Source organism: Streptococcus sp. HSISS2, assembly GCF_000448665.1.
Lineage (GTDB): Bacteria > Bacillota > Bacilli > Lactobacillales > Streptococcaceae > Streptococcus > Streptococcus raffinosi.
Genome location: NZ_CM002133.1, coordinates 1,100,492 through 1,123,955, shown reverse-complemented (window position 1 = coordinate 1,123,955; position 23,464 = coordinate 1,100,492). Strand labels below are relative to the sequence as shown.

At 41.0% G+C, this 23,464-nt stretch carries 19 protein-coding genes and 9 pseudogenes; 17 read left to right on the top strand and 11 right to left on the bottom strand.

Annotated features, from left to right (window positions below):
• Window positions 1–298 precede the first annotated feature (298 nt).
• The 7 genes and pseudogenes from HSISS2_RS04950 to HSISS2_RS04920 all read left to right on the top strand — a co-directional run bounded on the left by HSISS2_RS04950 (window position 299) and on the right by HSISS2_RS04920 (window position 6,001).
• A pseudogene (locus tag HSISS2_RS04950) lies at window positions 299–2,427 on the top strand (Tex family protein).
• Window positions 2,414–2,854 (top strand): SprT family protein, encoded by a 441-nt coding sequence (locus HSISS2_RS04945; RefSeq protein ID WP_021152080.1) that lies wholly within the window; start codon window positions 2,414–2,416, stop codon window positions 2,852–2,854. Before HSISS2_RS04950 ends, HSISS2_RS04945 begins: the two are co-directional and overlap by 14 nt.
• Window positions 2,855–2,920: 66 nt before the next feature.
• On the top strand, window positions 2,921–3,184 hold the full coding sequence (locus tag HSISS2_RS04940) for a PspC domain-containing protein (protein WP_021145684.1): 264 nt from the start codon (window positions 2,921–2,923) through the stop codon (window positions 3,182–3,184).
• A gap of 130 nt (window positions 3,185–3,314) precedes the next feature.
• A pseudogene (gene hprK / locus HSISS2_RS04935) lies at window positions 3,315–4,243 on the top strand (HPr(Ser) kinase/phosphatase).
• Window positions 4,243–5,034 (top strand): prolipoprotein diacylglyceryl transferase, encoded by a 792-nt coding sequence (lgt, locus tag HSISS2_RS04930; protein ID WP_021145681.1) that lies wholly within the window; start codon window positions 4,243–4,245, stop codon window positions 5,032–5,034. The pseudogene hprK and the gene lgt overlap by 1 nt, the downstream one beginning before the upstream one ends.
• Before the next feature lie 111 nt (window positions 5,035–5,145).
• On the top strand, window positions 5,146–5,559 hold the full coding sequence (locus tag HSISS2_RS04925; protein WP_021145680.1) for a DUF948 domain-containing protein: 414 nt from the start codon (window positions 5,146–5,148) through the stop codon (window positions 5,557–5,559).
• Window positions 5,556–6,001: pseudogene (locus tag HSISS2_RS04920) on the top strand (YtxH domain-containing protein). Before HSISS2_RS04925 ends, HSISS2_RS04920 begins: the two are co-directional and overlap by 4 nt.
• A gap of 135 nt (window positions 6,002–6,136) precedes the next feature.
• On the opposite strand, the gene HSISS2_RS04915 reads toward HSISS2_RS04920, so the two are convergent.
• Window positions 6,137–6,433, bottom strand: a complete 297-nt coding sequence (locus HSISS2_RS04915) for a DUF3270 domain-containing protein (RefSeq protein ID WP_008534218.1) — start codon at window positions 6,431–6,433, stop codon at window positions 6,137–6,139.
• Between the two features lie 235 nt (window positions 6,434–6,668).
• Here HSISS2_RS04915 and HSISS2_RS04910 point away from each other — a divergent pair, with 235 nt between their 5' ends.
• The 3 genes from HSISS2_RS04910 to HSISS2_RS10865 all read left to right on the top strand — a co-directional run bounded on the left by HSISS2_RS04910 (window position 6,669) and on the right by HSISS2_RS10865 (window position 9,296).
• On the top strand, window positions 6,669–7,598 hold the full coding sequence (locus tag HSISS2_RS04910; protein ID WP_008534219.1) for a peptidase U32 family protein: 930 nt from the start codon (window positions 6,669–6,671) through the stop codon (window positions 7,596–7,598).
• Window positions 7,599–7,693: 95 nt separating this feature from the next.
• Window positions 7,694–8,980 (top strand): U32 family peptidase, encoded by a 1,287-nt coding sequence (locus HSISS2_RS04905; RefSeq protein WP_021145677.1) that lies wholly within the window; start codon window positions 7,694–7,696, stop codon window positions 8,978–8,980.
• Complete coding sequence (locus tag HSISS2_RS10865) at window positions 8,973–9,296, top strand: CHY zinc finger protein (protein ID WP_021145676.1); 324 nt, start codon at window positions 8,973–8,975, stop codon at window positions 9,294–9,296. The genes HSISS2_RS04905 and HSISS2_RS10865 overlap by 8 nt, the downstream gene beginning before the upstream one ends.
• Window positions 9,297–9,341: 45 nt before the next feature.
• Here HSISS2_RS10865 and HSISS2_RS04900 read toward each other — a convergent pair whose 3' ends face one another.
• Window positions 9,342–9,881, bottom strand: a complete 540-nt coding sequence (locus HSISS2_RS04900; protein ID WP_008534222.1) for a biotin transporter BioY — start codon at window positions 9,879–9,881, stop codon at window positions 9,342–9,344.
• A 94-nt stretch (window positions 9,882–9,975) separates the two neighbouring features.
• Entirely contained in the window at window positions 9,976–10,260 is a 285-nt protein-coding gene (locus HSISS2_RS04895; protein ID WP_037613096.1) for a hypothetical protein, read from the bottom strand.
• Window positions 10,261–10,381: 121 nt separating this feature from the next.
• On the opposite strand from HSISS2_RS04895, the gene HSISS2_RS04890 reads away from it, so the two are divergent.
• A complete protein-coding gene (locus tag HSISS2_RS04890; protein ID WP_021145675.1) occupies window positions 10,382–10,600 on the top strand; it encodes a YdbC family protein in 219 nt (72 codons plus the stop codon).
• A 32-nt stretch (window positions 10,601–10,632) separates the two neighbouring features.
• Here HSISS2_RS04890 and HSISS2_RS04885 read toward each other — a convergent pair whose 3' ends face one another.
• The 3 genes from HSISS2_RS04885 to lysS all read right to left on the bottom strand — a co-directional run bounded on the left by HSISS2_RS04885 (window position 10,633) and on the right by lysS (window position 14,502).
• A complete protein-coding gene (locus HSISS2_RS04885) occupies window positions 10,633–11,967 on the bottom strand; it encodes an Nramp family divalent metal transporter (protein ID WP_021145674.1) in 1,335 nt (444 codons plus the stop codon).
• A gap of 445 nt (window positions 11,968–12,412) precedes the next feature.
• A complete protein-coding gene (locus tag HSISS2_RS04880; protein ID WP_240472060.1) occupies window positions 12,413–12,916 on the bottom strand; it encodes a hypothetical protein in 504 nt (167 codons plus the stop codon).
• A 95-nt stretch (window positions 12,917–13,011) separates the two neighbouring features.
• A complete protein-coding gene (gene lysS / locus HSISS2_RS04875) occupies window positions 13,012–14,502 on the bottom strand; it encodes a lysine--tRNA ligase (protein ID WP_021145672.1) in 1,491 nt (496 codons plus the stop codon).
• A 218-nt stretch (window positions 14,503–14,720) separates the two neighbouring features.
• Between lysS and HSISS2_RS04870 the strand changes: the two are divergent.
• From HSISS2_RS04870 to HSISS2_RS04855, 4 genes and pseudogenes are all read left to right on the top strand, one after another.
• A pseudogene (locus tag HSISS2_RS04870) lies at window positions 14,721–16,060 on the top strand (LysM domain-containing protein).
• A 13-nt stretch (window positions 16,061–16,073) separates the two neighbouring features.
• Window positions 16,074–16,531, top strand: a pseudogene (locus tag HSISS2_RS04865) (hypothetical protein).
• Window positions 16,532–16,886: 355 nt separating this feature from the next.
• Window positions 16,887–17,789, top strand: a complete 903-nt coding sequence (locus HSISS2_RS04860) for an HAD family hydrolase (protein ID WP_021145668.1) — start codon at window positions 16,887–16,889, stop codon at window positions 17,787–17,789.
• Between the two features lie 58 nt (window positions 17,790–17,847).
• Window positions 17,848–18,270 carry a hypothetical protein gene (locus HSISS2_RS04855; RefSeq protein WP_021145667.1) on the top strand — a complete coding sequence of 141 codons (423 nt, stop codon included), beginning with the start codon at window positions 17,848–17,850 and terminating at the stop codon, window positions 18,268–18,270.
• Window positions 18,271–18,366: 96 nt separating this feature from the next.
• Here HSISS2_RS04855 and HSISS2_RS04850 read toward each other — a convergent pair.
• From HSISS2_RS04850 to HSISS2_RS04830, 5 genes and pseudogenes are all read right to left on the bottom strand, one after another.
• Window positions 18,367–19,004, bottom strand: a pseudogene (locus HSISS2_RS04850) (histidine phosphatase family protein).
• 2 nt (window positions 19,005–19,006) lie between these two features.
• A pseudogene (locus tag HSISS2_RS04845) lies at window positions 19,007–19,479 on the bottom strand (aminoacyl-tRNA deacylase).
• A gap of 154 nt (window positions 19,480–19,633) precedes the next feature.
• Complete coding sequence (locus tag HSISS2_RS04840; RefSeq protein WP_240472059.1) at window positions 19,634–20,536, bottom strand: glycoside hydrolase family 25 protein; 903 nt, start codon at window positions 20,534–20,536, stop codon at window positions 19,634–19,636.
• Window positions 20,537–20,728: 192 nt separating this feature from the next.
• The gene (locus tag HSISS2_RS04835; RefSeq protein ID WP_021145662.1) at window positions 20,729–21,118 is read right to left on the bottom strand and encodes a hypothetical protein; all 390 of its coding nucleotides are present in this window, start codon (window positions 21,116–21,118) and stop codon (window positions 20,729–20,731) included.
• 214 nt (window positions 21,119–21,332) lie between these two features.
• Complete coding sequence (locus HSISS2_RS04830; protein ID WP_021145661.1) at window positions 21,333–21,959, bottom strand: Pr6Pr family membrane protein; 627 nt, start codon at window positions 21,957–21,959, stop codon at window positions 21,333–21,335.
• A 109-nt stretch (window positions 21,960–22,068) separates the two neighbouring features.
• Between HSISS2_RS04830 and HSISS2_RS04825 the strand changes: the two are divergent.
• Window positions 22,069–23,225 (top strand): annotated as a pseudogene (locus tag HSISS2_RS04825) (Mbeg1-like protein).
• Window positions 23,226–23,255: 30 nt separating this feature from the next.
• Window positions 23,256–23,464 (top strand): annotated as a pseudogene (locus tag HSISS2_RS11755) (SDR family NAD(P)-dependent oxidoreductase); the annotation flags it as partial.

Here is a 23,464-nt window from a genome sequence, read left to right as displayed (position 1 = left end):
TATCTATTTTCCGCAAGAAATAGCCCGAGTTCAGTTACAAAAGATACTAAGGGCGTTAATTCTAAGAGAAAATTAGGGCATCAGACGAAGAAGCTCTGCTTCTAGGAGGATGCATCTATTTTCCGCAAGAAATAGCCCAAGTTCAGTTACAAAAGATACTAAGGGCGTTATTTCTAAGAGAAATAGCCCTAAACAATAGGTTTACCCTTCTATTATACTACCTCTTGCTTAAAAATTCTCGCTTCAGCTACAAGGTTTTCTCCCCAAGCAAATCTCCTATCGTGTTATAATAGAGTTTATGGAAAATCGTAATTTTGAAACATTGGCTCAGGAATTGGGCCTGAAAAACAACAAGTTGAAACCGTTTTGGAATTGACCGCAGAAGGCAATACCATTCCCTTTATTGCCCGTTACCGTAAGGAAAAACAGGCAATCTTGATGAAACGCAAATCAAGGCCATTATTGATATGGACAAGTCTTTGACGGCTCTTTTGGACCGCAAGGAAACGGTTCTGGCCAAGATTGAGGCTCAGGGCAAATTGACTGACCAACTCAGAACAGCCATCGAAGCCGCTGAAAAATTGGCGGATGTGGAAGAACTTTACCTTCCCTATAAAGAAAAACGCCGTACCAAGGCAACCATTGCCCGTGAAGCAGGCCTTTTCCCATTAGCTCGACTTATCTTGCAAAATAGTCCCAACCTCCAAGCTGAAGCTGAAAAGCTAACATCTGAGGCCTTTCCAACGGCTGACAAGGCACTTGTGGGTGCTGTGGATATTTTAGTTGAGGCCTTTTCTGAGGACAATAGTCTTCGTTCTTGGACCTACAATGAAATCTGGAAAAACAGTGACATCACATCGACCCTCAAGGATCAATCTCTGGATGAAAAAGAAATCTTCAAGATTTACTACGATTTCGAGGATAAGGTATCTAAGCTCCAAGGTTACCGTACTTTGGCCCTTAACCGTGGTGAAAAACTGGGCGTTATCAAGGTAGCCTTTAAGCATAATCTTGAGAAAATGCACCGTTTCTACAGTGCCCGTTTCAAACAAAAAATGATTATATCGAGGAAGTCATCAACCAATCTCTCAAGAAGAAAATCATTCCAGCCATGGAGCGCCGTATCCGTAGTGAGTTGACTGAAGCCGCAGAAGATGGAGCTATTAATCTCTTCTCTGACAATCTTCGAAACCTTCTTCTAGTGTCACCACTGAAAGGCAAGATGGTGCTTGGTTTTGACCCAGCCTTCCGTACAGGAGCTAAGTTGGCCGTGGTTGACCAAACAGGAAAACTCATTACGACGCAAGTTATTTATCCAGTAGCTCCAGCTAGTCAGGCTAAGATTGCCCAAGCTAAGAAAGACTTGGCTGACCTCATTAAAAAGCATGCCATTGAGATTATTGCTATCGGTAATGGAACAGCCAGCCGAGAAAGTGAAGCCTTTGTGGCAGAAGTCCTCAAGGATTTCCCAGAGACTTCTTATGTTATTGTCAATGAAAGTGGTGCTTCTGTCTACTCTGCGTCAGAGTTGGCCCGTCATGAGTTTCCAGATTTGACGGTTGAAAACGTTCGGCCATTTCTATTGCTCGTCGTCTTCAAGACCCATTAGCTGAGTTGGTTAAGATTGACCCTAAATCAATTGGAGTAGGCCAATACCAGCATGATGTTAGTCAGAAGAAACTCTCTGAAAATCTTGATTTCGTCGTTGATACCGTGGTTAACCAAGTCGGTGTTAATGTCAATACGGCAAGTAGTACCCTCTTGTCACACGTCTCAGGACTCAACAAGACCATCTCTGAAAATATCGTCGCCTACCGTGAGGAAAATGGTGCGATTACATCCCGTGCCGAAATCAAGAAGGTCCCACGTCTTGGTGCTAAGGCCTTTGAACAGGCAGCCGGTTTCCTCCGTATTCCAAACGCAAAAAATATCTTGGATAATACGGGAGTCCACCCAGAGTCTTATCCAGCAGTGAAAGCCCTCTTTAAGCAGTTAAATATCACAAATTTGGACGACTCTGCCAAGGCAAAATTGAAGGCCCTCACTCTTAAAGAAACAGCAGAAGAGCTAGGGCTTGGTCAGGAAACCCTTAAAGATATCATTGCTGACCTTTTGAAACCAGGTCGTGACCTCCGTGACGATTTTGAAGCACCGGTGCTTCGTCAGGATGTTCTTGAGCTCAAAGACTTGTCTGTAGGACAAAAGCTCGAAGGAACAGTGCGTAATGTCGTGGATTTTGGTGCCTTTGTGGATATCGGTGTCCATGAGGATGGCCTTATCCACATTTCTGAGATGAGCAAGAACTTTGTTAACCATCCAAGTCAAGTCGTTTCTGTCGGAGACTTGGTTACTGTCTGGGTGTCAAAAATTGATCTGGAACATGAAAAGCTTAATCTTTCCTTGGTGAATCCACGTGAATCTAACTGATTATGTCAAGACCGTTTCTATTGAAGATTTCGGCTGGAAATTTAAGCATCAGGCCTTGTGGAACAAGCGCCTCCGGACCACTGGAGGGCGATTTTTTCCCAAGGATGGCCACTTAGATTTCAACCCAAAACTTTATGAGGAACACGGCCTTGAAACCTTTCGAAAAATCGTTCGTCACGAACTCTGTCATTACCACCTTTATTTTCAAAAGAAGGGCTACAAGCATGGAGATAGAGATTTTAAGGAGTTACTAGCTAAGGTTGATGGCCTTAGATATGCACCCAAGATGCAAGGTCAGAATGAAACATATTATGTCTATCAGTGTCAATCTTGTGGTCATACTTACCGTCGCAAACGCCGTGTCAATACGCAGAAATTTGGCTGCGGTCTATGCCGAGGTAGGCTCATTTTTCTAAATCAGTCCTAGGGCTGATTTTTTTAGTCTAAAAAAATCATATAATTAAATCAAAGAAGTGATGGGAGAAAAAAAACCATGTCAAATCGTTTTTATAAGACACGAAAAAATAGACTAGTTGCCGGTGTTGTTGCAGGTTTGGCAGACAAGTTCGGTTGGGATATGGCCTTGGCTCGTGTCTTGGCTGTTATTCTCATGATATCGACTCAGTTTGGCATCGTTTTGTATGTGGTTTTAGCTTTTCTTCTCCCTTATAAAGAAGATATTTATCCTGAAATCAAACTCAAAGATGGACGCAAGCGCAAAAATGCTGAACCCGTTGAAGATGAGTGGAACTGGTAAGATTTATAGTTAAAATAAAGTGGCCTGTGCTAGGACTTTGGTGCCTATCATAGGTCTTTTTTGGTTTGAAGGCCGCATTGAAAGCCTTTTTATGTTACAATAAAACTAGTAAAAAATCGGAGGAAATCACATGACAGTAACCGTTAAAATGTTGGTTGATAAGGTTAAACTCAAGGTTATTTATGGTACCAAAGAGCTATTAGAAAAACCAATTACAACCGCTGATATCTCTCGTCCAGGGTTAGAAATGACGGGTTATTTTGACTACTATTCGCCAGAACGAATCCAATTGGTTGGGATGAAGGAGTGGTCTTACCTTAATACTATGACTGACTATAATCGTTACTCAGTCTTCAGTACTATGTTCAAAAGGAAACGCCAGCTATTATCGTAGCACGTGGGCTTGAAATTCCTAAGGAAATGCTTCGAGCTGCCAAGGAAAATGGCGTTTGTGTGCTCCAAGGCCATAACGGAACATCAACACTTTCTGGTGAGATGTCTTGGTACCTCAATGCACAGTTGGCTGAACGTACCAGTGTTCATGGTGTCTTAGTAGATATCTACGGAATGGGCGTACTTATTCAAGGTGACTCTGGTATCGGTAAGAGTGAGACAGGGCTTGAGTTGGTTAAGCGTGGTCACCGTCTGGTTGCCGATGACCGTGTAGATGTTTATGCTAAGGATGAAGAAACCCTCTGGGGTGAGCCAGCCGAGATTCTTCGCCACCTCCTTGAAATCCGTGGTGTTGGGATTATTGATGTCATGAGCCTCTACGGAGCAAGTGCCGTTCGTAATTCTTCTCAGGTTCAGTTGGCTATCTATCTTGAAAACTTTGAAAAAGGTAAGATTTTTGACCGACTTGGAAATGGCAATGAAGAGATTGAATTGCAAGGGGTTAAGATTCCATGCGTTCGCATTCCAGTTAAAACCGGTCGTAACGTGTCTATTGTTATCGAAGCTGCAGCCATGAACTATCGTGCCAAACAGATGGGATTTGATGCGACTAAAACCTTCGAAGACCGCTTAACAAAACTCATTAGTGAGAACGGAGAAAAGTGATGTTAGCAACTATTGATCCAATTGCCCTAAAGCTTGGTCCCATCAGCATTCATTGGTATGCTATCTGTATTGTATCTGGTCTTTTACTTGCTGTTTATCTAGCCCAGCGTTGGGCTCCCGAAAAAGGGATAGATCCTGAAAATATCTTAGATTTCATTCTCCTTGCTTTTCCAATAGCCATTATCGGTGCACGATTCTATTATGTGATTTTCCAGTGGTCTTATTACAGCCAAAATCCATCGGAAATTCTCGCTATTTGGAATGGTGGGATTGCCATCTATGGAGGTTTGATTGCCGGAGCGGCTGTCCTTTATTGGTTTGCTAAGCGCCATGCCATTGCTGTTTTAGACTTTTTGGATATTACGGTACCTGGCGTTATGATTGCTCAGAGTATCGGACGTTGGGGAAACTTTATTAATCAGGAAGCCTATGGGAAGGCAGTTAGTCATCTCAACTATGTTCCCGAATGGATTCGTCAACAGATGTATATTGAAGGCAGTTATCGTGTTCCCACTTTCCTTTACGAGAGTCTTTGGAATTTACTAGGCTTTCTTATTATTATGGGACTGCGACGTTTTAAAAAGGGACTACGACAGGGAGATTTGACCTCATTCTATCTTATCTGGTATGGTATTGGACGTTTTGTGATTGAGGGAATGCGTACGGATAGCCTCATGTTCGCTGGCTTGCGTGTTTCCCAATGGGTCAGCATCGCCATTCTTATCTTGGGAATAGTCTTGCTCTATTTCCGCAAGCAACGCCCCGAAGCAGATTATAAAATGAAAAACTAGTCATACCACTCAGACTTTGTTATAATATAATGAAATTTATCATAACGAATGTCAAAAGAAGCTGGAAATTTAATTCAGTTTTTCTTTAAAAGGTAAAAAGGAGTCCAAAAAATGGCAGAAATTGCATTTCTTATTATCGCAATCGCTCTTGCAGCCTTCTTAGTTGCATTGATTCCAACACTACTTCGTACACGTCATGTGGTCAAAGAAGTTGAAGAAACGGTTGCTGTTCTACGCACAGATATTAATGTCACACTTCATCAGACTAATGAAATCTTGGCTAAAGCTAATGTTTTGGTCGAAGATGTCAACGAAAAAGTTCAAACCATCGATCCACTCTTTGTGGCAGTAGCTGAGCTTTCTGAAAGTGTTTCTGATTTGAATACTGAAGCCCGTTACCTTGGTGCTAAGGCAAGCGCTGCAGGTGCAAGTGTTGGTAAAGCTGGTTCAGCCTACGCTGTTGGTAAGATAGCCTCAAAACTATTTCGTAAAAAAGACAAGAAAAATAAGGAGGTCTTTTCATGAGTAAATTTCTAAATACCCTAGTTATTGGAGCAGCTTCTGGAGCTGCTGCAGCTTATTTCTTCACTACTGAAAAAGGTAAAGCCGTTAAGGCTCGTATTGATGAGGAGATTGCCTCATTCAAAGAAGATCCTAAAGCTTACCAAAACCAAGTGGTGGAAAAAGCTAACGACTACAAAGATTTGGCAGTTGATACCTTCCAAGACTACAAAACAAAATTTGAAAATGGTGATATCACTGCAGATGATTTGACAAAAGCCGTTCAAGAAAAAACAGCTCAAGTTGCTGAATTTGCAAAAGATAGCTTTGAATTAATCAAAGAAAAACAGCCCAAGTGACACCTGAACAAGCAGATGTGGAGGCTAAAACACAAGCTATGGTTGATGATATCGTGATTGATATCAAAGATATTTCTGAAGCAGCAGCAGAATCAGAAGCAAACTAAAAAAGAGCCCGCTGGGCTTTTTTTAGTGCTTGGAAAAGTTAAACTGGACTTCTATGTTAGTCAGGACTTCAAAGACATTTGTCATTGAGTGACAGTATTGTCTAATGAAATGACAAGAAAAACGTTGACCCGAAATCAACGTTTTTTTGCTTTATAATTTTCGATAAGGAAGTAAATGCCAACCTGTCCCAGGATACTAATTGTAATAGCCCAGAAAAAGGCCCAGAAGGAAGCCACCTGTGCTACCAAGAAAAGGAAGGCAACTAGGACTGTTGAAATACAGAAGCTTGAGATACGTCCGAAGAAAATCATATCTTGTAGCTTAATACTATTATTGTTTAAGCCTTGATAATCCTGATAACTAGTCATTTGTGAGCTATCACTCTCAAGATCTTCCATGTGATCAAATTGACGGTTTAAGTTGTCAGCCATGTCTGCCTCCTTTCTATATCAGATACCTAAAACACTTTAAGTGTTGGCAAAATAACTCGGTCAGTATTTTACTATTTAGAATCTCATTAATAATACCATAAAAAATTGGACTTGCAAAGTTTTTTTGTATTTTCTCTAAAATTGAGTATTATAAAACTAAATATAAATATCTAAATACACGTAAGTGGACTAAAAATTCTAAAATAATCAGGTCATTTGTGCTATAATGTAAGTTATGGAAAAAATAGTGATTACAGCGACAGCTGAGAGCTACGAGCAGGCACGTGAGCTCCTAGAACTTGGCGTAGATCGTATTTACATCGGCGAAAAAGCCTTCGGCCTTCGTTTGCCAAAGCCTTTTTCATTCGCAGAAATGCGAAAGATTGCAGAGCTGGTACATGAGTCAGGTAAGGAATTAACTGTTGCAGTTAATGCCCTCATGCACCAAGGTATGATGGATGCTCTTCCAGACTACCTTGATTTTCTTGAAGAAATCAAGGCAGATTATATTACGGTTGGTGATGCGGGAGTTTTCTACATCTGTAACCGTGACAATCGTCCCTTCAAAATGATTTATGATGCTTCAACCATGGTAACCTCTAGCCGTCAGATTAATTTCTGGGGCAAACAAGCAGGAGCTTCTGAAGCAGTTTTGGCTCGTGAGATTCCGTCTGCGGAACTCTTCATCATGGCTGAAAATCTTCAAATTCCAGCTGAGGTTTTGGTCTATGGGGCAAGTATCATTCACCATTCCAAACGTCCGCTTCTTCAAAACTATTACAACTTTATCAAAACAGATGAATCTGTTACTAAAGAACGTGACCTTTTCCTCTCTGAGCCTGGAGATCCAGATTCTCACTACTCAGTTTATGAAGACTTGCATGGAACACATATCTTTGCCAACAATGACCTGGATATGATGACCAAGCTTTCAGAACTCATCGAACATGGCTTTGACCACTGGAAATTGGATGGTGTTTATTGTCCGGGTGAAAACTTTGTAAAAATTACTGAGTATTTTGTGAAGGCTCGTGACCTCATTGAAGCTGGCGAATTTTCACAAGACCAAGCCTTCCTTTTTGATGAGGCTATTCACAAATTACACCCAGCCAACCGTGGTTTGGATACAGGTTTCTATGATTATGAACCTGACCGTGTAAAATAAACATACTTCCTCCTTCGTTTGAGAGTTTTCCATTTTCAGGGAACGAAGGAGCCTTCTAAAAACTAAAATCGACAATCTTGCAAATTGGAGAAATTATGACTACAACTAAAAAACGCCCAGAGGTTTTGGTACCTGCTGGGACTTTGGAAAAATTAAAAGTCGCTGTAAATTACGGCGCAGATGCTGTTTTCGTTGGTGGACAAGCCTATGGTTTGCGTAGCCGTGCCGGAAACTTTACCATGGATGAACTTCGTGAAGGTATCGAATACGCTCACGCTCGTGGTGTTGATGTGCACGTTGCTTCAAACATGGTTACCCATGAAGGAAATGAAAAAGGTGCTGGTGAGTGGTTCCGTGAATTGCGTGACATGGGACTTGATGCCGTTATCGTATCTGACCCAGCCTTGATTGAAATCTGTTCAACCTACGCTCCAGGACTCAATATCCATTTGTCAACGCAAGCATCTGCGACAAACGTTGAAACCTTCCATTTTTGGAAACAGTATGGCTTGACCCGTGTTGTTTTGGCACGTGAGGTTACTATGGAAGAATTGGCCGAAATCCGTAAACGCACGGATCTTGAAATCGAAGCCTTTGTCCACGGTGCTATGTGTATCTCATACTCAGGTCGCTGTACCCTTTCTAACCATATGTCAGACCGTGATGCCAACCGTGGTGGTTGCTCTCAGTCATGCCGCTGGAAATACGACCTTTACGACATGCCATTCGGTCAAGAGCGCAAGAGTATTCATGGTGAAGTTCCTGAAGAATACTCAATGTCAGCCGTTGACATGTGTATGATTGAAAACATCCCAGACCTTATCGATAATGGTGTTGATAGCCTTAAAATCGAAGGTCGTATGAAATCTGTCCACTATGTTTCGACGGTTGCCAACTGTTACAAGGCTGCCTGTGACGCCTACATGGAAAGTGCAGAAGCCTTTTACGCCATCAAAGATGATTTGATTGATGAGCTTTGGAAAGTTGCCCAACGTGAATTGGCAACTGGTTTCTACTACAAGACACCAACAGAAAACGAGCAACTCTTTGGTGCTCGTCGTAAAATTCCACAATACAAATTTGTTGGTGAAGTCGTTGACTTTGACCCAGCAACTATGACAGCTACAATCCGTCAACGTAACGTTATCCTCGAAGGTGACCATGTTGAATTCTACGGACCAGGTTTCCGTCATTTTGAGTGTGACATCAAGGACCTTCACGATTCAAATGGCAATAAGATTGACCGTGCACCAAACCCTATGGAACTTCTTACTATCACTGTGCCACAAGAAGTTAAACCTGGTGATATGATTCGTTCAACCAAAGAAGGTTTGATTAACCTCTACCAAAAAGACGGTTCAAGTAAAACTGTTCGTGCCTAATGACGAAAAAATAAACGGTCTTTTAGTAGATGATGAAAGCAGGTGCCAGCATTATCACACAGAGCTTGATATTGTTGCCTTAAAATGTTTCCAGTGTCAAAAATATTATGCTTGTTATCAGTGTCATGATAGCTTGGAGGACCACAAGTTTAGAGCCTATCCTTGTCAGTTGAAGGAGGACAAGGTTCTTATTTGCGGTGTTTGTAGGCACGAAATGACGATTGAGGAGTACCAAGAGGCAGTAGCCTGTCCCAATTGTCACAGCTCCTTTAACCCAGCTTGTTCAAAGCACTATGACATTTATTTTGCAAAATAAAAAGATTGAAGATTCTGTTCCAACGAACAAAGTCTTCAATCTTTTTTAGTTAAAGTAGCTATGATTTTTTAGTGCTTTTAAGACTGGCTTAGTCACCAAAGAGACGATGAGTCCTTTTAACAGGTCAGGAATGATAAAAGGTGTCAAACCGACAGCTACGGCTGTAGACCAACCCATATTTCCCAGGAAGTGAAGGGTGAGAATTCCACCGACAAATACTGGGACATCTCCTAAAACAAAAGCCAAAAAGATTTTCCAAATGGGTGTATCAGCATTGGTCAGTTTAGAAGTGATAAAGGCGAAAAGGGGATAGGCAAGTATATAACCAGCTATTGGACTAAAGAAGGTTTGAAAACCACCGCTACCTCCTGCGAAAACGGGTAGACCAATTGCACCGAGAATAAGATAGAGGAGAGCAGCAAGAGTAGCTTCCCTCGGTTTAAAAATGGCAGCCACCAGTCCTACAGCAAAGGTCTGTAAGGTGATGGGCACCGCTCCTATCGGAATGATGATTTGTGATAGGGCAGCAATGATAGCAGCTCCAAAGGCTGGAATAATGATATAAAGTGTACGATTCTTTGACATTTTTAGTTAACCTCCATTCATACAACAGTTAACTTATTATAGCAAGTAGTATATTTTTAGTCAACTGAAAAATAAAACGAAGTTAACTATTTCGTTAACTTCGTTGTGGTATGATTTTGAGACGTTTAATGTCTTTTAGTTCAATCATGCTGATAACCTTATCTTGTTCGATGAAGAGTGCTTGTCGTTCCCTGTCATAACGATTGATGTACCCTTTATAAATCTTTTGGTTAGACGTCAGCATGACCATCTGTTTATTATCAATAGCATCGTAGATATCATTAATAAGCTGATTCTGCAGTAGGTGGACAGGTTTGCTGTGACCTGTTTCCACAAACTGATGAAGCTGATGCTTTACCGCTTCTAAAAAGTTTATCATGGTCATTTCCCTCGTTTCTTGTTAAAATAATTATAGCATGAAAGGTGAAATTTTGTGGATAAGTTAGTCAAAATCGCACCATTTTCACAGAAAAAACGAATAAACCTAGTGGAGGTACAAAATGGCAGAATTTTCATTTGAAATTGAAGAAAAACTCTTGGTCTTGTCGGAGAACGACAAAGGTTGGACCAAGGAACTTAACCGTGTGAGCTTTAACGGAGCACCAGCCAAGTATGACATCCGTAGCTGGAGTCCAGACCACACCAAGATGGGAAAAGGTATAACCCTTAGCAACGAAGAATTCCAAGTTCTAGTTGATGCCTTCAAAAATAAGAAATAAGGTCAGCAGAAGAGCTGGCCTTATTTTTGTGTTTAAAACGTATCAAAGATAAGTTTGAGATTAAGAATGGTTAGGATAATAGCGATGGCATAGCCAAGCAAAGTATTCCACTTGGCATTGACGTGTTTTCCCATGAGTGATTTTTTAGAAGTATAGTAAATCAGAGGGAAAATAGAGAATGGCAAGGCAAGTGAAAGGAAAACCTGAGAGTAAACCAAAAGTTGATCCAAAATCTTTTCTTGATCACCGTAAAGAATGGCTACGATGATGACAGGTAGGAGGGCGAAAAGACGTGTGAACAAACGTATCACCCACTGAGGCAACCTCATATGAAGGAAACCTTCCATAACAATCTGACCTGTCAAGGTTCCGGTGATAGTAGAGTTTTGACCACTAGCCAAGAGCGCCAAGGCAAAGAGTGTTGAAAGTGTCGAACTAGCTACCGCACCGGCAATCTTAGAGTCTTGAAGGGCATCGTACATTTGTGAAAATGCCGAAATATCAGAAGCATGACCATAGAAGAGAGCCGCCCCCAAAATCAAGAGGAGGGAGTTCACCACAAAGGCCAAACTCAACTGAATATTAGAATCCCAAGTCATGAAGCGCACAGCCTTGGTTACATCTTTTCCATCAGTGTGGTCTACCTTACGTATCTGAGATATGGATGAATGTAAGTAGAGGTTGTGAGGCATAACCGTTGCCCCGACAATCCCAAGTGCCAAGGTCAACTGGTTGGTATGTCCAGGAGCGTGTGGCTCGAAGAGCGTTGGCGTAGGGAGATATCCCTTGAGAATTCCTGTTATACTAGGCTCTGACAAGGCCACTAGATAAACAAAGATAATCAAGATTGTCAAAATTAAGGTAGAAACAATCGCTTCGATTTTCTTGAAACCTAGCTTCATGATGAGTAGTAGCAGGAAGACGTCTAGGACAGTTGCCAGAATGGCAATCATGATTGGGATACCAAAGAGAAGGTTTAAGGCGATGGCAGAACCAAGCACCTCAGCCAAGTCCGTCGCCATCAAGGCTAACTCCAAGATAACCCAAAGCGTGTATCGCAACCATTTTGGCGAGTGAAAGGCAGTAGCTTGCGCCAAGTCCATCTGGGTTACAATCCCTAATTTCCCAGACATTTGTTGCAACTGCATGGCAATCAAAGAGGAAATTAAGATAATGAAAAGCAAACTGTACTTGTAGGTTGCACCACCAACAACACTGGTAATCCAGTTTCCGGGATCCATGTATCCCACAGCCACTAGTGCCCCAGGCCCTAAGAAAGCCTTGAGATTTTGCCAAAAACGGTTATTATTTGGTGTATCAATTGATTGGTTCACTTCAGAAAGTGAAACCTTTTTTAAAGATGTCATAAGCACCTCTTTCTAAGTCTTATCTGAATGGAAGCGTCACTATTACCACTCATCAAGACAACCTAATTATAACACTATGAGAAAGATGTGCAAGATTTTGCAAGGTGTTGGCTTATCTGTCATTTATGTCAAATCTGACTTTTTAGCATTGGCTTTTTATACTCAACTATAAAAGTAGAGTATTTAATGGATGAGGGAGAAAAATTAACTAGATAATTTGCTATCGAACTAGATAGAGCACCTTGAAGATCCTGGATTAACAGGAGATTACATTGGTCTCTGGAAGTCTCTTTAGTACAAAGAAAACAAAGTATGGTTTATCCTGCTAAACAATACGCTATCTATGAAGTAGCACTCCTTACATGTCAATCAGTTTGGGTATCAAAAGCAAAATTTTGGACATAAGAAAATGCTTCTCTCGAGTTGAGAGAAGCGTTTTTAAATATTATCTGATGAGAGCGCTATATTGACTGAACATCTCGTTAATATCATCTTCAACCAAGTGATTGATTTTCCAGTCAAATTCAGTTTTCGCAACATCATCAACCAAGACTGTATAGCAAAAATCCATATAATCTTCATAAAAATCAGAGATGAAGGGGAGGAGTATGTCACTAATGTCAGTTGAATAGAGTTTTTCATCAAGATGTTTAAAGAGATAGTCTGTACCTGTAATCTTTTCATTCTTGAGTTTTTGTGCATCCTCAAGGTTAAATCCATCACTTTGGGGATTAAGAAAATCATGTTTTGCTAGCCAGGCGACGAAGATACTGAGATGAAAAGCAGCTCTTTTACTAATCTCTTGCATATCTGATTGGCTTAGTTTTTCTGAAGGGATATCGTTTTCTTCACAATAAAATACAAGTGCGTGATCGAAGAAATAATCTGTGCGGTCTATGGGAAAGTCTACTTGGCTTTCTTCTATTTTTGTATCAGCCTGTTCACCCACACTTGATTTTTTCTTAAATAGGGACTGTAATTTTTTGAACACGTTTATACCTCATATAAAAATATCCCATTATTTGACTAATGGGATATCACTTTTTATTTCATCGTTGGGAACAACAAGACATCACGGATGGTTGTTGTGTCAGTGAGAAGCATGCAGAGACGGTCGATACCGATTCCGAGTCCACCTGTTGGTGGCATACCGTATTCGAGGGCTTCAACGTAGTCGTAGTCGATACCTGTTGCTTCGTCGTCACCGAGTTCTTTAGCAGCAGCTTGTGCTTCGAAACGTGACAATTGATCAATTGGGTCGTTCAATTCGGTGAAGGCATTTCCGTACTCTTTTGTCATAATGAAGAGTTCGAAACGGTCAGTGAAGCGTGGGTCTTCTGGGTTTTTCTTAGCCAATGGAGACACAGCAACTGGGTGACCGTAAACGAATGTTGGTTGAATCAAGGTTTCTTCAACGAATTCTTCAAAGAAGGCGTTGATGATGTGACCAACTTCAGTGTAGTGTTTTTCAACTGGAACATTCTTTTCAGCAGCGATAGCTTTGGCTTCGTCCAAAGTCATGTCTTGCCAGAAGTCAACACCAGTGATTTCCTTGATAGCGTCAACCATGTGGATACGTTTGAATGGTTCGTTGATCTTGATTTCAGTTCCTTGGTAGTTGATAGGTCCGTCACCCTTAACGGCTTTAGTAGCGTGTTGGATGATACCTTCAGTCAAGTTCATGATATCGTGGAAGTCAGCGTAAGCTTGGTAAACTTCGATAGATGTAAACTCAGGGTTGTGAGTAGCATCCATACCTTCGTTACGGAAGATACGTCCAATTTCGTAAACACGTTCCATACCACCAACGATGAGGCGTTTGAGGTGGAGCTCAGTTGCGATACGAAGCACCATGTCAATATCTTGAGCGTTGTGGTGAGTGATAAATGGTTTAGCAGCAGCACCACCAGCTTCATTGTGAAGAACAGGTGTTTCGACTTCAAGGAAACCTTGGGCATCAAGGTAACGACGGATTTCAGAAATGATTTTTGAGCGTGTCACAAAGCGGTCAAAGCTGTCACGGTTAGAAATTAAATCAAGGTAACGTTTACGGTAGATGGTTTCAACATCTGAAAGTCCGTGGAATTTTTCAGGCAATGGACGAAGGGCTTTAGACAAGTGTGTGATGTGGGTAGCTTTAATAGAAAGTTCTCCCATATCTGTACGCATGACTTCACCTTCAATACCGAGGAAGTCACCAAGGTCTGCTTTTTTGAAGATTTGGTAGTTTTCGTCACCAACCGCATCTTTACGTACGTAGATTTGGATTTGACCATCACGGTCTTGGATGTGGGCAAAGCCAACTTTACCTTTACCACGTTTTGTCATCAAACGACCTGCGATAGTAGCAGTATCGTTGATTTCATGCAATTCTTCTTTTGTTTTATCAGCGTATTTGTCTTTTAATTGACCAGATGTAGCTGTGCGTTCGAATCGTTTACCAAAAGGATCAATTCCTTGTTCAGCCAAGGCCGCCATTTTCTCACGACGGACAATTTGTTGATCGTTTAATTCTTCCATGTGTTGATTTGACATGTTAGTCCTCCATAAAATAGTCGTTACCATTGTATCATAAATAGCCCTCTAAAGATAGGAGAAATGGTTGAATGTCAGAGGGAAAATTCTCTATTTTTAGAAAAAATAGAGAGATAGCATTAATCTTTGATTAGAAAGTTACAGAATTTATTGACAAATATAATAAGTCAGGTGTACAATATCATGGTAAGTTTCGTATTTAATAAGGAGGATATACGATGAAAAAGAAAAATTATGTTGGTAAGGCCCTTATGTTTGGTGCTTTACTAGCACCTATTGGGATGCCAACGGTATCTGTTTTGGCAGATAGCTTTTATCAAAATCAAACGAGTGCTCATGCTGCGGACATTACAAACTGGATTGCCAGCACACCTGAACAAATTACAAATAATTTGACAACTCAAAATATCAATCCAAAACAATTGAATGGTCAACAATACGTCATTCAATGGGGGGATACTTTGTGGGGAATCTCTCAAGCTACTGGTATTTCAGTTGAAAAATTAGCTTACGATAACAATATTCAGAATATTGACCTTATCTATGCAGGTGATGTTCTTATCTTGAATCGTGATGGTCAAGTACCAACTGATTACCATGTGACTGGTAGCGGTCATCGTTGTGCAAACTCTAAAGTAGTTATCAACAACTACTATGGAGACCACAACCGTGTTGTCATCAAAAATACGACATTTGTATCTGATGACCACTCTAAGACTACAGTTATCTATGCACCAGATAATTCTGACAATAGTCTTTCATTCTCAAACACTAACAATAACTCAGGTGACAAAGATACCAAAGATACCAAAGATTCTAAAGATACTAAAGATTCTAAAGATAGCAAGGAGTCATCTTCATCATCATCAGAATCTAAGAAATCTAAAGATGCTTCATCAAGCTCATCAAGTTCAACAAGTGGATCATCATCTTCTACTTCAAGCTCAACAGCAAGCAGTAGTGAAAGCAAACCAAGTACAGAAAGCTCTAAGGAAAAAGAATTGTCTGATGATGCTTTCCAAGACAAGGTTCAAAGCGAATTCGAACAAGTTTATCAACAAAAACGCTCAGGTAGCCCAGCATGGTCTTTCTTCTCACATGTGACTGATACAGCAGGTGGCAACACTGAAGCTAAGAAAGATACTGAAAGCACAGCTCTCTACCGTCAAGGTGAAACACCTAAGGCAGAAGATATCGTTGATGGACCAAAAGATGGTGCCAAAACTGAATCTAATGCCAAGGCTCTTGCAGAAAAATCTATGACGCTCTTAACAGAGACAGCAAGATGTCAGATTTAATCAAGGCAAAATATGCGCAAATTAAGGTAACTTACCAAGGCGATAAATGGACCTTCAACATTGACGTTTACAAAGAAAAAGAAAGCTCATCATCAAGCTCTGAAAAATCATCTGAATCTAAGGATTCTTCAAATGATGATTCTCAAACAGAATCACGCATGAGCTCAAGCTCTTCAAGCGACGACCATTCATCAAATTCTTCAAGTCATAGTGATTCAGACTCAGATGCAACTTTTGATGACCTAAATGGTGATAACTAGAGAGGGGCTAAGCATGTCAAAGAGAAATATCATTATTAGTGTGATTCTTGCCTGCCTTGTGATTACGGGTACTGGTTTCGGTGCTTTCTATTATTGGGGCACACACCATTTAGATAGTGTTGTACCTGGTAAGGTTTATCAATACTCAAGCTCACTTAACGGTGAGGTCAATAACCGTGTCATGTATGTTGCCTTCCAAGAAGGTGGTAACAAGGCGATTGTCGGTCAGGACCGTACAACTGTTCTTAATGCCGCTAAAAGTCAAGGCGATTTTGACAAGGCCTACAATGATCAATCAGCTAAATGGGAATACAGCGTAACGAAAACAACGCTTACCCTTGGTAAAAAGAAAATGATCAAGTGTCACAATGGCAATACAACAAGGTCTTTGCTTATGGTGACCACTTCACATCAAAAGACTTTTTCTACCAAATTGCTAAAGGCGGTCAAGGCGAAGTTAAACAAAAATGACCTTTAAAGAAATTCAATAAGCATTAGATTCGTTCAAAATGCTTGAAGGTTTGGAATCTGGTATTCCAAACCTTTTTTAATGCCTTAACACCCTTAGAAAATAAACGAGATTACCTAAAAGAAGTGAAGTGGAAAATTGAAAAAATAGAGTAAAAACGATATAATAAGGCTGTTTGGGCAGTTGCATGCAGGTCAAATAAGACAGGCAGGACTGGCTATGGACAGTTGACCTAAAGCTAACTTTTGCCGGGCTGAGAAACAGTTATAAGGCTGGCTACTTTTTCTGTCAGTCAGTGTACTTACTAATGTGTTTAAGTCCCTGGAGAAGAGAATTGATTCAAGAAAGAATGGACAGATGATTACTTCTATTGTTTTTGACGTTGACGATACTATTTATGATCAGCAGGCGCCTTATCGTATTGCCATGGGAAAATGCTTCCCTGACTTTGATATGGCACACATAAATCAGGCCTACATTCGTTTCCGCCACTATTCTGACGTTGGTTTTCCACGTGTAATGGCCGGTGAGTGGACAACCGAGTATTTCCGTTTTTGGCGCTGTAAAGAGACACTTTTGGAGTTTGGTTACCGTGAAATTGATGAAGCAACGGGCAATTATTTCCAAGAAGTTTATGAGCAGGAGTTGGAAAATATTACCATGCTTGATGAGATGCGCATGACCCTTGATTTCCTCAAGGAAAAGAAGGTTCCAATGGGCATTATTACCAATGGCCCAACAGAGCACCAGCTTAAGAAGGTTAAAAAGTTGGGACTTTACGATTATGTAGATCCTAAGCGTGTTATTGTTAGTCAGGCGACTGGCTTCCAAAAACCAGAGAAGGAAATCTTTAATCTTGCGGCTGAACAGTTTGACATGAATCCGTCAACAACATTATATGTCGGAGATTCTTATGACAATGATGTCATGGGAGCCTTCAATGGTGGTTGGCATTCGATGTGGTTTAACCACCGTGGCCGCAGCCTTAAACCAGGGACTAAACCAGTTTTTGATTTGGAAATCGATAATTTCGAGCAACTTTTCGGAGCTGTCAAGGTACTTTTCGACCTTCCTAATAACAAATATATCTTTGATATTAACGATAAAGAAAATCCGGTTCTGCAATTGGGCATCAATAATGGTCTCATGATGGCAGCTGAGCGTCTTCTTGAGAGTAATATGAGTATTGATAAGGTGGTTATCCTTCTTCGTTTGGATGCCAATCAAGAAAAAATTATTCGTATGAAATATGGCAAATAAATAGAACGGTCTTGAATGGCCGTTTTATTGTCTAAAGAGTGATAGAAGGAGATTGAAAATGACAGAAAAAAACAGCCTGAGACAGGATATTGAAGCACTAAGTGCTGAGCGTGATGCCCTGGAAAAAGAGGTAGAAGCACTTAAAGCTAAACGTGATGATCTCTTTGAAGGTGTTAGAGATGCAGAACAGATGAAAAGTGTTGCCTGGGATTCATTTTATGCATTGGCGGATCACCTCAAGGCTGAAGAAAAGCAAAGAGAATTTGCTAATAATTATTGGGAGCATGTTTCTGGGGATCTCAAGATAGACATGGAATTTGTCTTAAGTCGTGGTCTACGGTTTAAACGGATACTGTCTCAAGGACAGTTTGAACTGGTCTCACAGGAATTAGATGTTTTTGAAAAGGAATTAGACGATTTGGCTCGCAGTTTTGGTGTTGAGCTTGATCGCCTACCAGAGGAACCTAGCCCTATAGATTAGTAAGGTATTGCCCTTAAAGTGTTTTTTAGGGGCTTTTTGAATACTAAAAAAGCGACCTTGAAAAGAATCGCTTGCTTTATCTTGTTAGACGATGATTTAGCTGATTTTGTTTTCTTTATCCATGTAAGATGTGTCATTCCAACGTTTGAGAGTGAAATGTTCGCAATCTTCTGTTTCAAGAATAGTGACCGATGCGTTGTCGAGACCACCAGCCTTACGGAGCAGACCTGGCTCAAATCCCAAAAGGCTACGAATCGAAGCTGTTAAATTAGCTCCGTGCCCAACGAGGAGAACGTTTTTAGCATCACTATCTTTAAGTGTTTTGATTAATTGGGCGACACGTTGAGTGGTGCTATAAACAGACTCTGCATGGAAATCTTTAGCACGGAATTTGGCTAGGTTATTGCGAAAAGCGTGCATTTCTTGTGGATAAATTGATTGGACTAATGAAATCTTTTGGCCTTCGAGTTTACCCAAGTTCCATTCACGCAGTGCCTTTGTATAGGTAACCTCAACCTTACTTTTTTGAGACTCAATAATGAGTTCCGTTGTTTTTTAGCGCGTGGCAGATCACTTGAAAAGACTAGGTCAAAATGTGTGTCACTGAGATAGCGACCGAGCTCACGTACTTGTTCAATTGATTCTTCAAGTAGAGGCGAATCCCCTTTGGCACCTTGAAGACGTCCTTCTAAGTTCCATTCAGTTTTACCATGACGAACGAAATATAGTTTCATAATTACTCCTTAATATCAGCGAATTCAGCTTTGACAAAATCAGCAAGGGCCTGACTATTGATACGGATAGAACGCCCAATTTCTCCTGCTGAAACAATGAGAAAACCAGCTTCTCGTGCCGATTGATCAATGTAGATAGGAAAATTGTGTTTTTGACGAATGCCCACAGGATTGTTAGCTCCATGTACATAACCTGTCGTTTTTTGGAGATCCTTTTGTGGAATCATATGAACTTTCTTGTTCCCTGAAATCTTAGCTAGTTTTTTTCAGATAGATGTTCAGTGATAGGAACGATACCAATGACGGGTCCCGTCTTATCACCGTTGAGGGCGAGAGTTTTATAAATGCTCTCACGTGCCACATCCTCTGGAAGCTCACCTTCTAACCCATTGAAGGCTAAGCTGTCATGGTCAATTTTAGCCTTATCAAGAATTTGGTCAACCAAGGTCTTCTTGACTTTGCTTTTCTTTGCCATTATTATGTCTCCTTCTAAAATTGTGCATTTCTACCATTCATTATAACACATTCGACTTGACACGCCTAAGCCAATTTTGAAAAGAAAAAAACCAGTGTCCGAGACACTGATTTCTACTGACTACTAGACATCCTTGAGGAACTAGAGGAGCTGGTTACAGTAGCTGAGCTAGTTGAACTTGACGATTTAGTGGTCTTGTTTTTAGTTGATTTTTCTTAATCTTACCAAAAAGTTTTTCAAAGGTTTTACGTTTGTTTTTATCAGGATTGATTTGGTTAAGATCTAGGATATTGTCGAAACCAGGAAGGCTTCCTTGAGACGTGTACTGGTGAAGGTCATAGTCAATCTCAGTATTTGGCAGGGCCTCATAGTAGCCCGAATCGGTACCGTAGGCTGGAATCCATACGGCGTCGAAGTTTTTAGTGGAAACTTCTTGCTCAAGCATGAAATAAGCACCAATGTAAAGACCAACATTTTCAGCTCCAAGACGTTTGAGTTCGGCTCGAAAGGCCTGGACACCTTCATCCATGTTAGACATGGTTTCCTCTTCAACGTCAATCCAGTAATAGGTAGGTTTGTATGGAGAAGCATTTTTGTAGAAAATACGAGCTTCTTCCTTCATCTCCTTTACAGAAGTACCTTGTGCGTAGGAATAGACGGCGACTGGAACGTCACGTTTTTTGAGTTCTTTGATATGTGTTTTAAAAGATTTGTCAACCCCATTTGAGCTGGCGGCATTGCTATCCTTGCTAATCTGTGATCCACCGAAGACGCGGATAATAGCACCAGAAATATGATTTGACAAGACATCGTAGTCGATATCCTGAGGTAGTTGCCAACCCGAAAGGTCAATAATGGGATTAAGCACGAGCTTCTCATTAGAGCTACTAGATGGACTGGTTGTTGTTTTGGGCGCTGTAGCAGAAGGAATAGCCGATTTCACGTTCTCGAGATGCGCCTGCTGTTTGGACGTATTGTGAATGTTTGCAATAACTAATGCTAATCCTAAAAGAGCTAGAACCACGTAAACAACGATCGGTTTAATTCTTTTTCTCATTACTTCCCATTCTACCTTAAATAGCGTAAAAATGCAAAATAGTCGGCTTATAAATTCTGTGACTTATATTAAAGTAACTGATTTTTAAAAAGCTTTAGTACCGCTAGTTCTCACTGATTTGATGAAGGTATCCCTAGGGATTTAGTTATGAATTAAGTGAATATTTCATTTATTTAAGACGGATTTTTAGCCTTATTTGTCAGCTTCTTCCTTAAAACTGGCGCCGCTAGTGGCATCTGACCAGACTACTAGCGCTTGAGCAGAGCTATCCAGATAGGTCTGTAGAGGTTGCTTCAAATCAAAAATCGTCTCCCAAAATCCTAAGACCTGTCCTTCTTGGTCTGTTGAAGCTTGATAAGTCTGGATGAGGATTTGCTCAAAACTATCTGTCGGAATGGGATAACTAATGGTTTTGGTGGGAGAAGCTAGAACTTCAGACATGATCCAATCAGGCAGATTTTCAGCCTCACGGGGGAAGAAACTACCGTCAGCGCCACCATTGTCATAAAGAAAGTTTCCTTTAGCATCGTAGGCGGCTAGTTTATAGGGCAAGTAGTTCAGTAGTGTTGTTAAATCGTTCATACTGTCATGATAGCCTCTTTCATGACAAAAGGCAATGTTTTGACCTTTTGAAGCACTAGGTCTATAGCTTTCATGTGTTTTTGTGGGAAGAATAGGCTTACACTATTGAAGGCCCAAAGTGACTTTTTATCGTGCTAAAAACGCTTGAAATCAATGACTTCGAGCGTTTTGAATTTCAATTCTGAGATTTGCTAAGAGAAATGGCCTTTGTCTATCAGTCGGCCTTGCATCCGATAAATCGTTTTAAGAAATAGATGAGATAGCCCACAGCAATGTAGCCAGCACTAATTAGGAGGACATTAAGCAAAACCTTGTTCCAGCCCAACTTGTTGACATTGATAAAAAAGTAGGCGAAGGGACTATTTTTTGCGTGTGGAATAGGCAATTTTAAGACTAATCCATTGAGAAGGGCAAAGGCAAAGTAGGCCAAGGGTGCTAAAGACCAGTAAAGGGGCTCACGCAGACGGTAAGCCTTTCGGGCATCAAAAACGAGGGTATCAAGCACCAATCCCCAGGGAACAATGTAGTGGACCAAAAGGTTACGAACCGTCCAAAAGTCTTTCGGCTTGGTACTAGGGGCCAATAGAAAATGATAAATAACACCTGTGATTAAGATGGCCATAGTGACACCACCCTTGTAACGCAAGAGTTTAATGTTGGTTGTTGCATCCCCTTTGTTGAAATCGTAGATGATAAAGAAAATCAAACTAGAGAAAACCAGGATATTGGACAAAACAGTATAGTAGAGCAGCATGCCCCAACCATCATCATGGATTTGAATAGAGACCCCAACCAGACCACAAAGGGCTAGTAAGATACGGTAAAAACGAGAAATAGTCATAAGCTTCCTTTTCCTAATAAATAATCTCTCTTATCATATCACATTTTTCACTAACAATTTAGTGAAAATTCTAGTAAAATCAAAGTAAGAAAGACTTTAAGGAGTATTTATGGCCCATCTCATCGATTATCTTGAAAAGGTTGAGAATCTAACATTTGACCAAGAACCTCTGAATATCTTGGATAAGGTTTGTATCAACGAAATCGGCTACCTGACCTATGAAAAATGGCTCACAGCCAGTGACTTAAAGAAACCCATCAATTTACATGACTTCGCTGAGGGTAAGGAGTTAAATCCAGATTATTCCTTTATGGTGACCAAGGAGCGGGTGGAACTTGCAGAGGCTATGGTCAGGTCTAGGCGTTTTGCCAGTCTGAGTCTCAGTAACTACCGTAGTGTCTTGGACAAGGAGGTGGAAAAACAGTTTGCGGCCATGATTTTCAGCCTGTCTGAACTGGACTACCATCAGCTTGTCTTTCGTGGGACGGATGATAGTGTCATTGGATGGAAGGAGGATTTTCAGCTGACCTATAGTCGGGAAATTCCTGCCCATCGCTCAGCCATGACTTTTCTGGAGGACCACTTGCCGAATCTCAGTGGACGTATCACTGTTTCTGGCCACTCCAAGGGTGGGAATCTTGCCCTCTATTCAGCTGTTCAAAGTTCGACTTCCTTACGTGAGAAAATCGCAGAGCTCTTGCTCCTGGATTCACCAGGCTTGATGAAGTCGCTTTTAGAGAAGCCTTCTTACCAAGAGTTAAAAGCCAGGATGACAGTTATTAGACCTCAAGATTCTGTCGTGGGGGTTATGCTCTATTGGGATAGGCCTGCCCAGCTAGTCGCAGCAGAAGGCATTGGATTTGCGCAACATAACGCCTTGACTTGGGAGGTTGATTTAGTGGCAAATGATTTTGCTTATGTGGACCAGCCAACAGAGTTGAGTCAACGTTTGGAAGAAACCTTCCAAGAGTGGATTGAGACCTTGCCCAATCAAGAACTCAAGCAAGTTTGCGATTTGGTTTTTGATACCATCCTTGATTCAGGTATTGAAAGCCTCGATGATATTGGCATCCAAGCCTTGCCACAGATAGGTCAGATGCTACAAGAATTTGGCAATCTCTCGGACAAACAAAAGAAGGTCTTGCAAGACGGTTTCAACCAGTTACTCTGGATATTTTGGAAGTCAGGAAATAAAAATCTACCCTGCCCAAGCTAGAGCTTCCTGATTTCATTAAGAAGTTAAGCGAGTTAAGGAATCACGATTAGAGGTTTAGAGTGATAGAAATGGAGAATATGATGCATAGAAATGTACTAATTACAGGAGCAACATCAGGCATTGGCGAAGCAACGGCGCGTGCTTTTGCCAGAGAGGGGATAACCTGATCTTGACAGGGCGCCGTGTAGAGCGTCTTCAAGCTCTAAAAGCAGAATTTGAAGCGACCTATCCCAATCAAAAAGTTTGGACCTTTGCACTGGATGTCACTGATATGGATATGGTCAAAGAT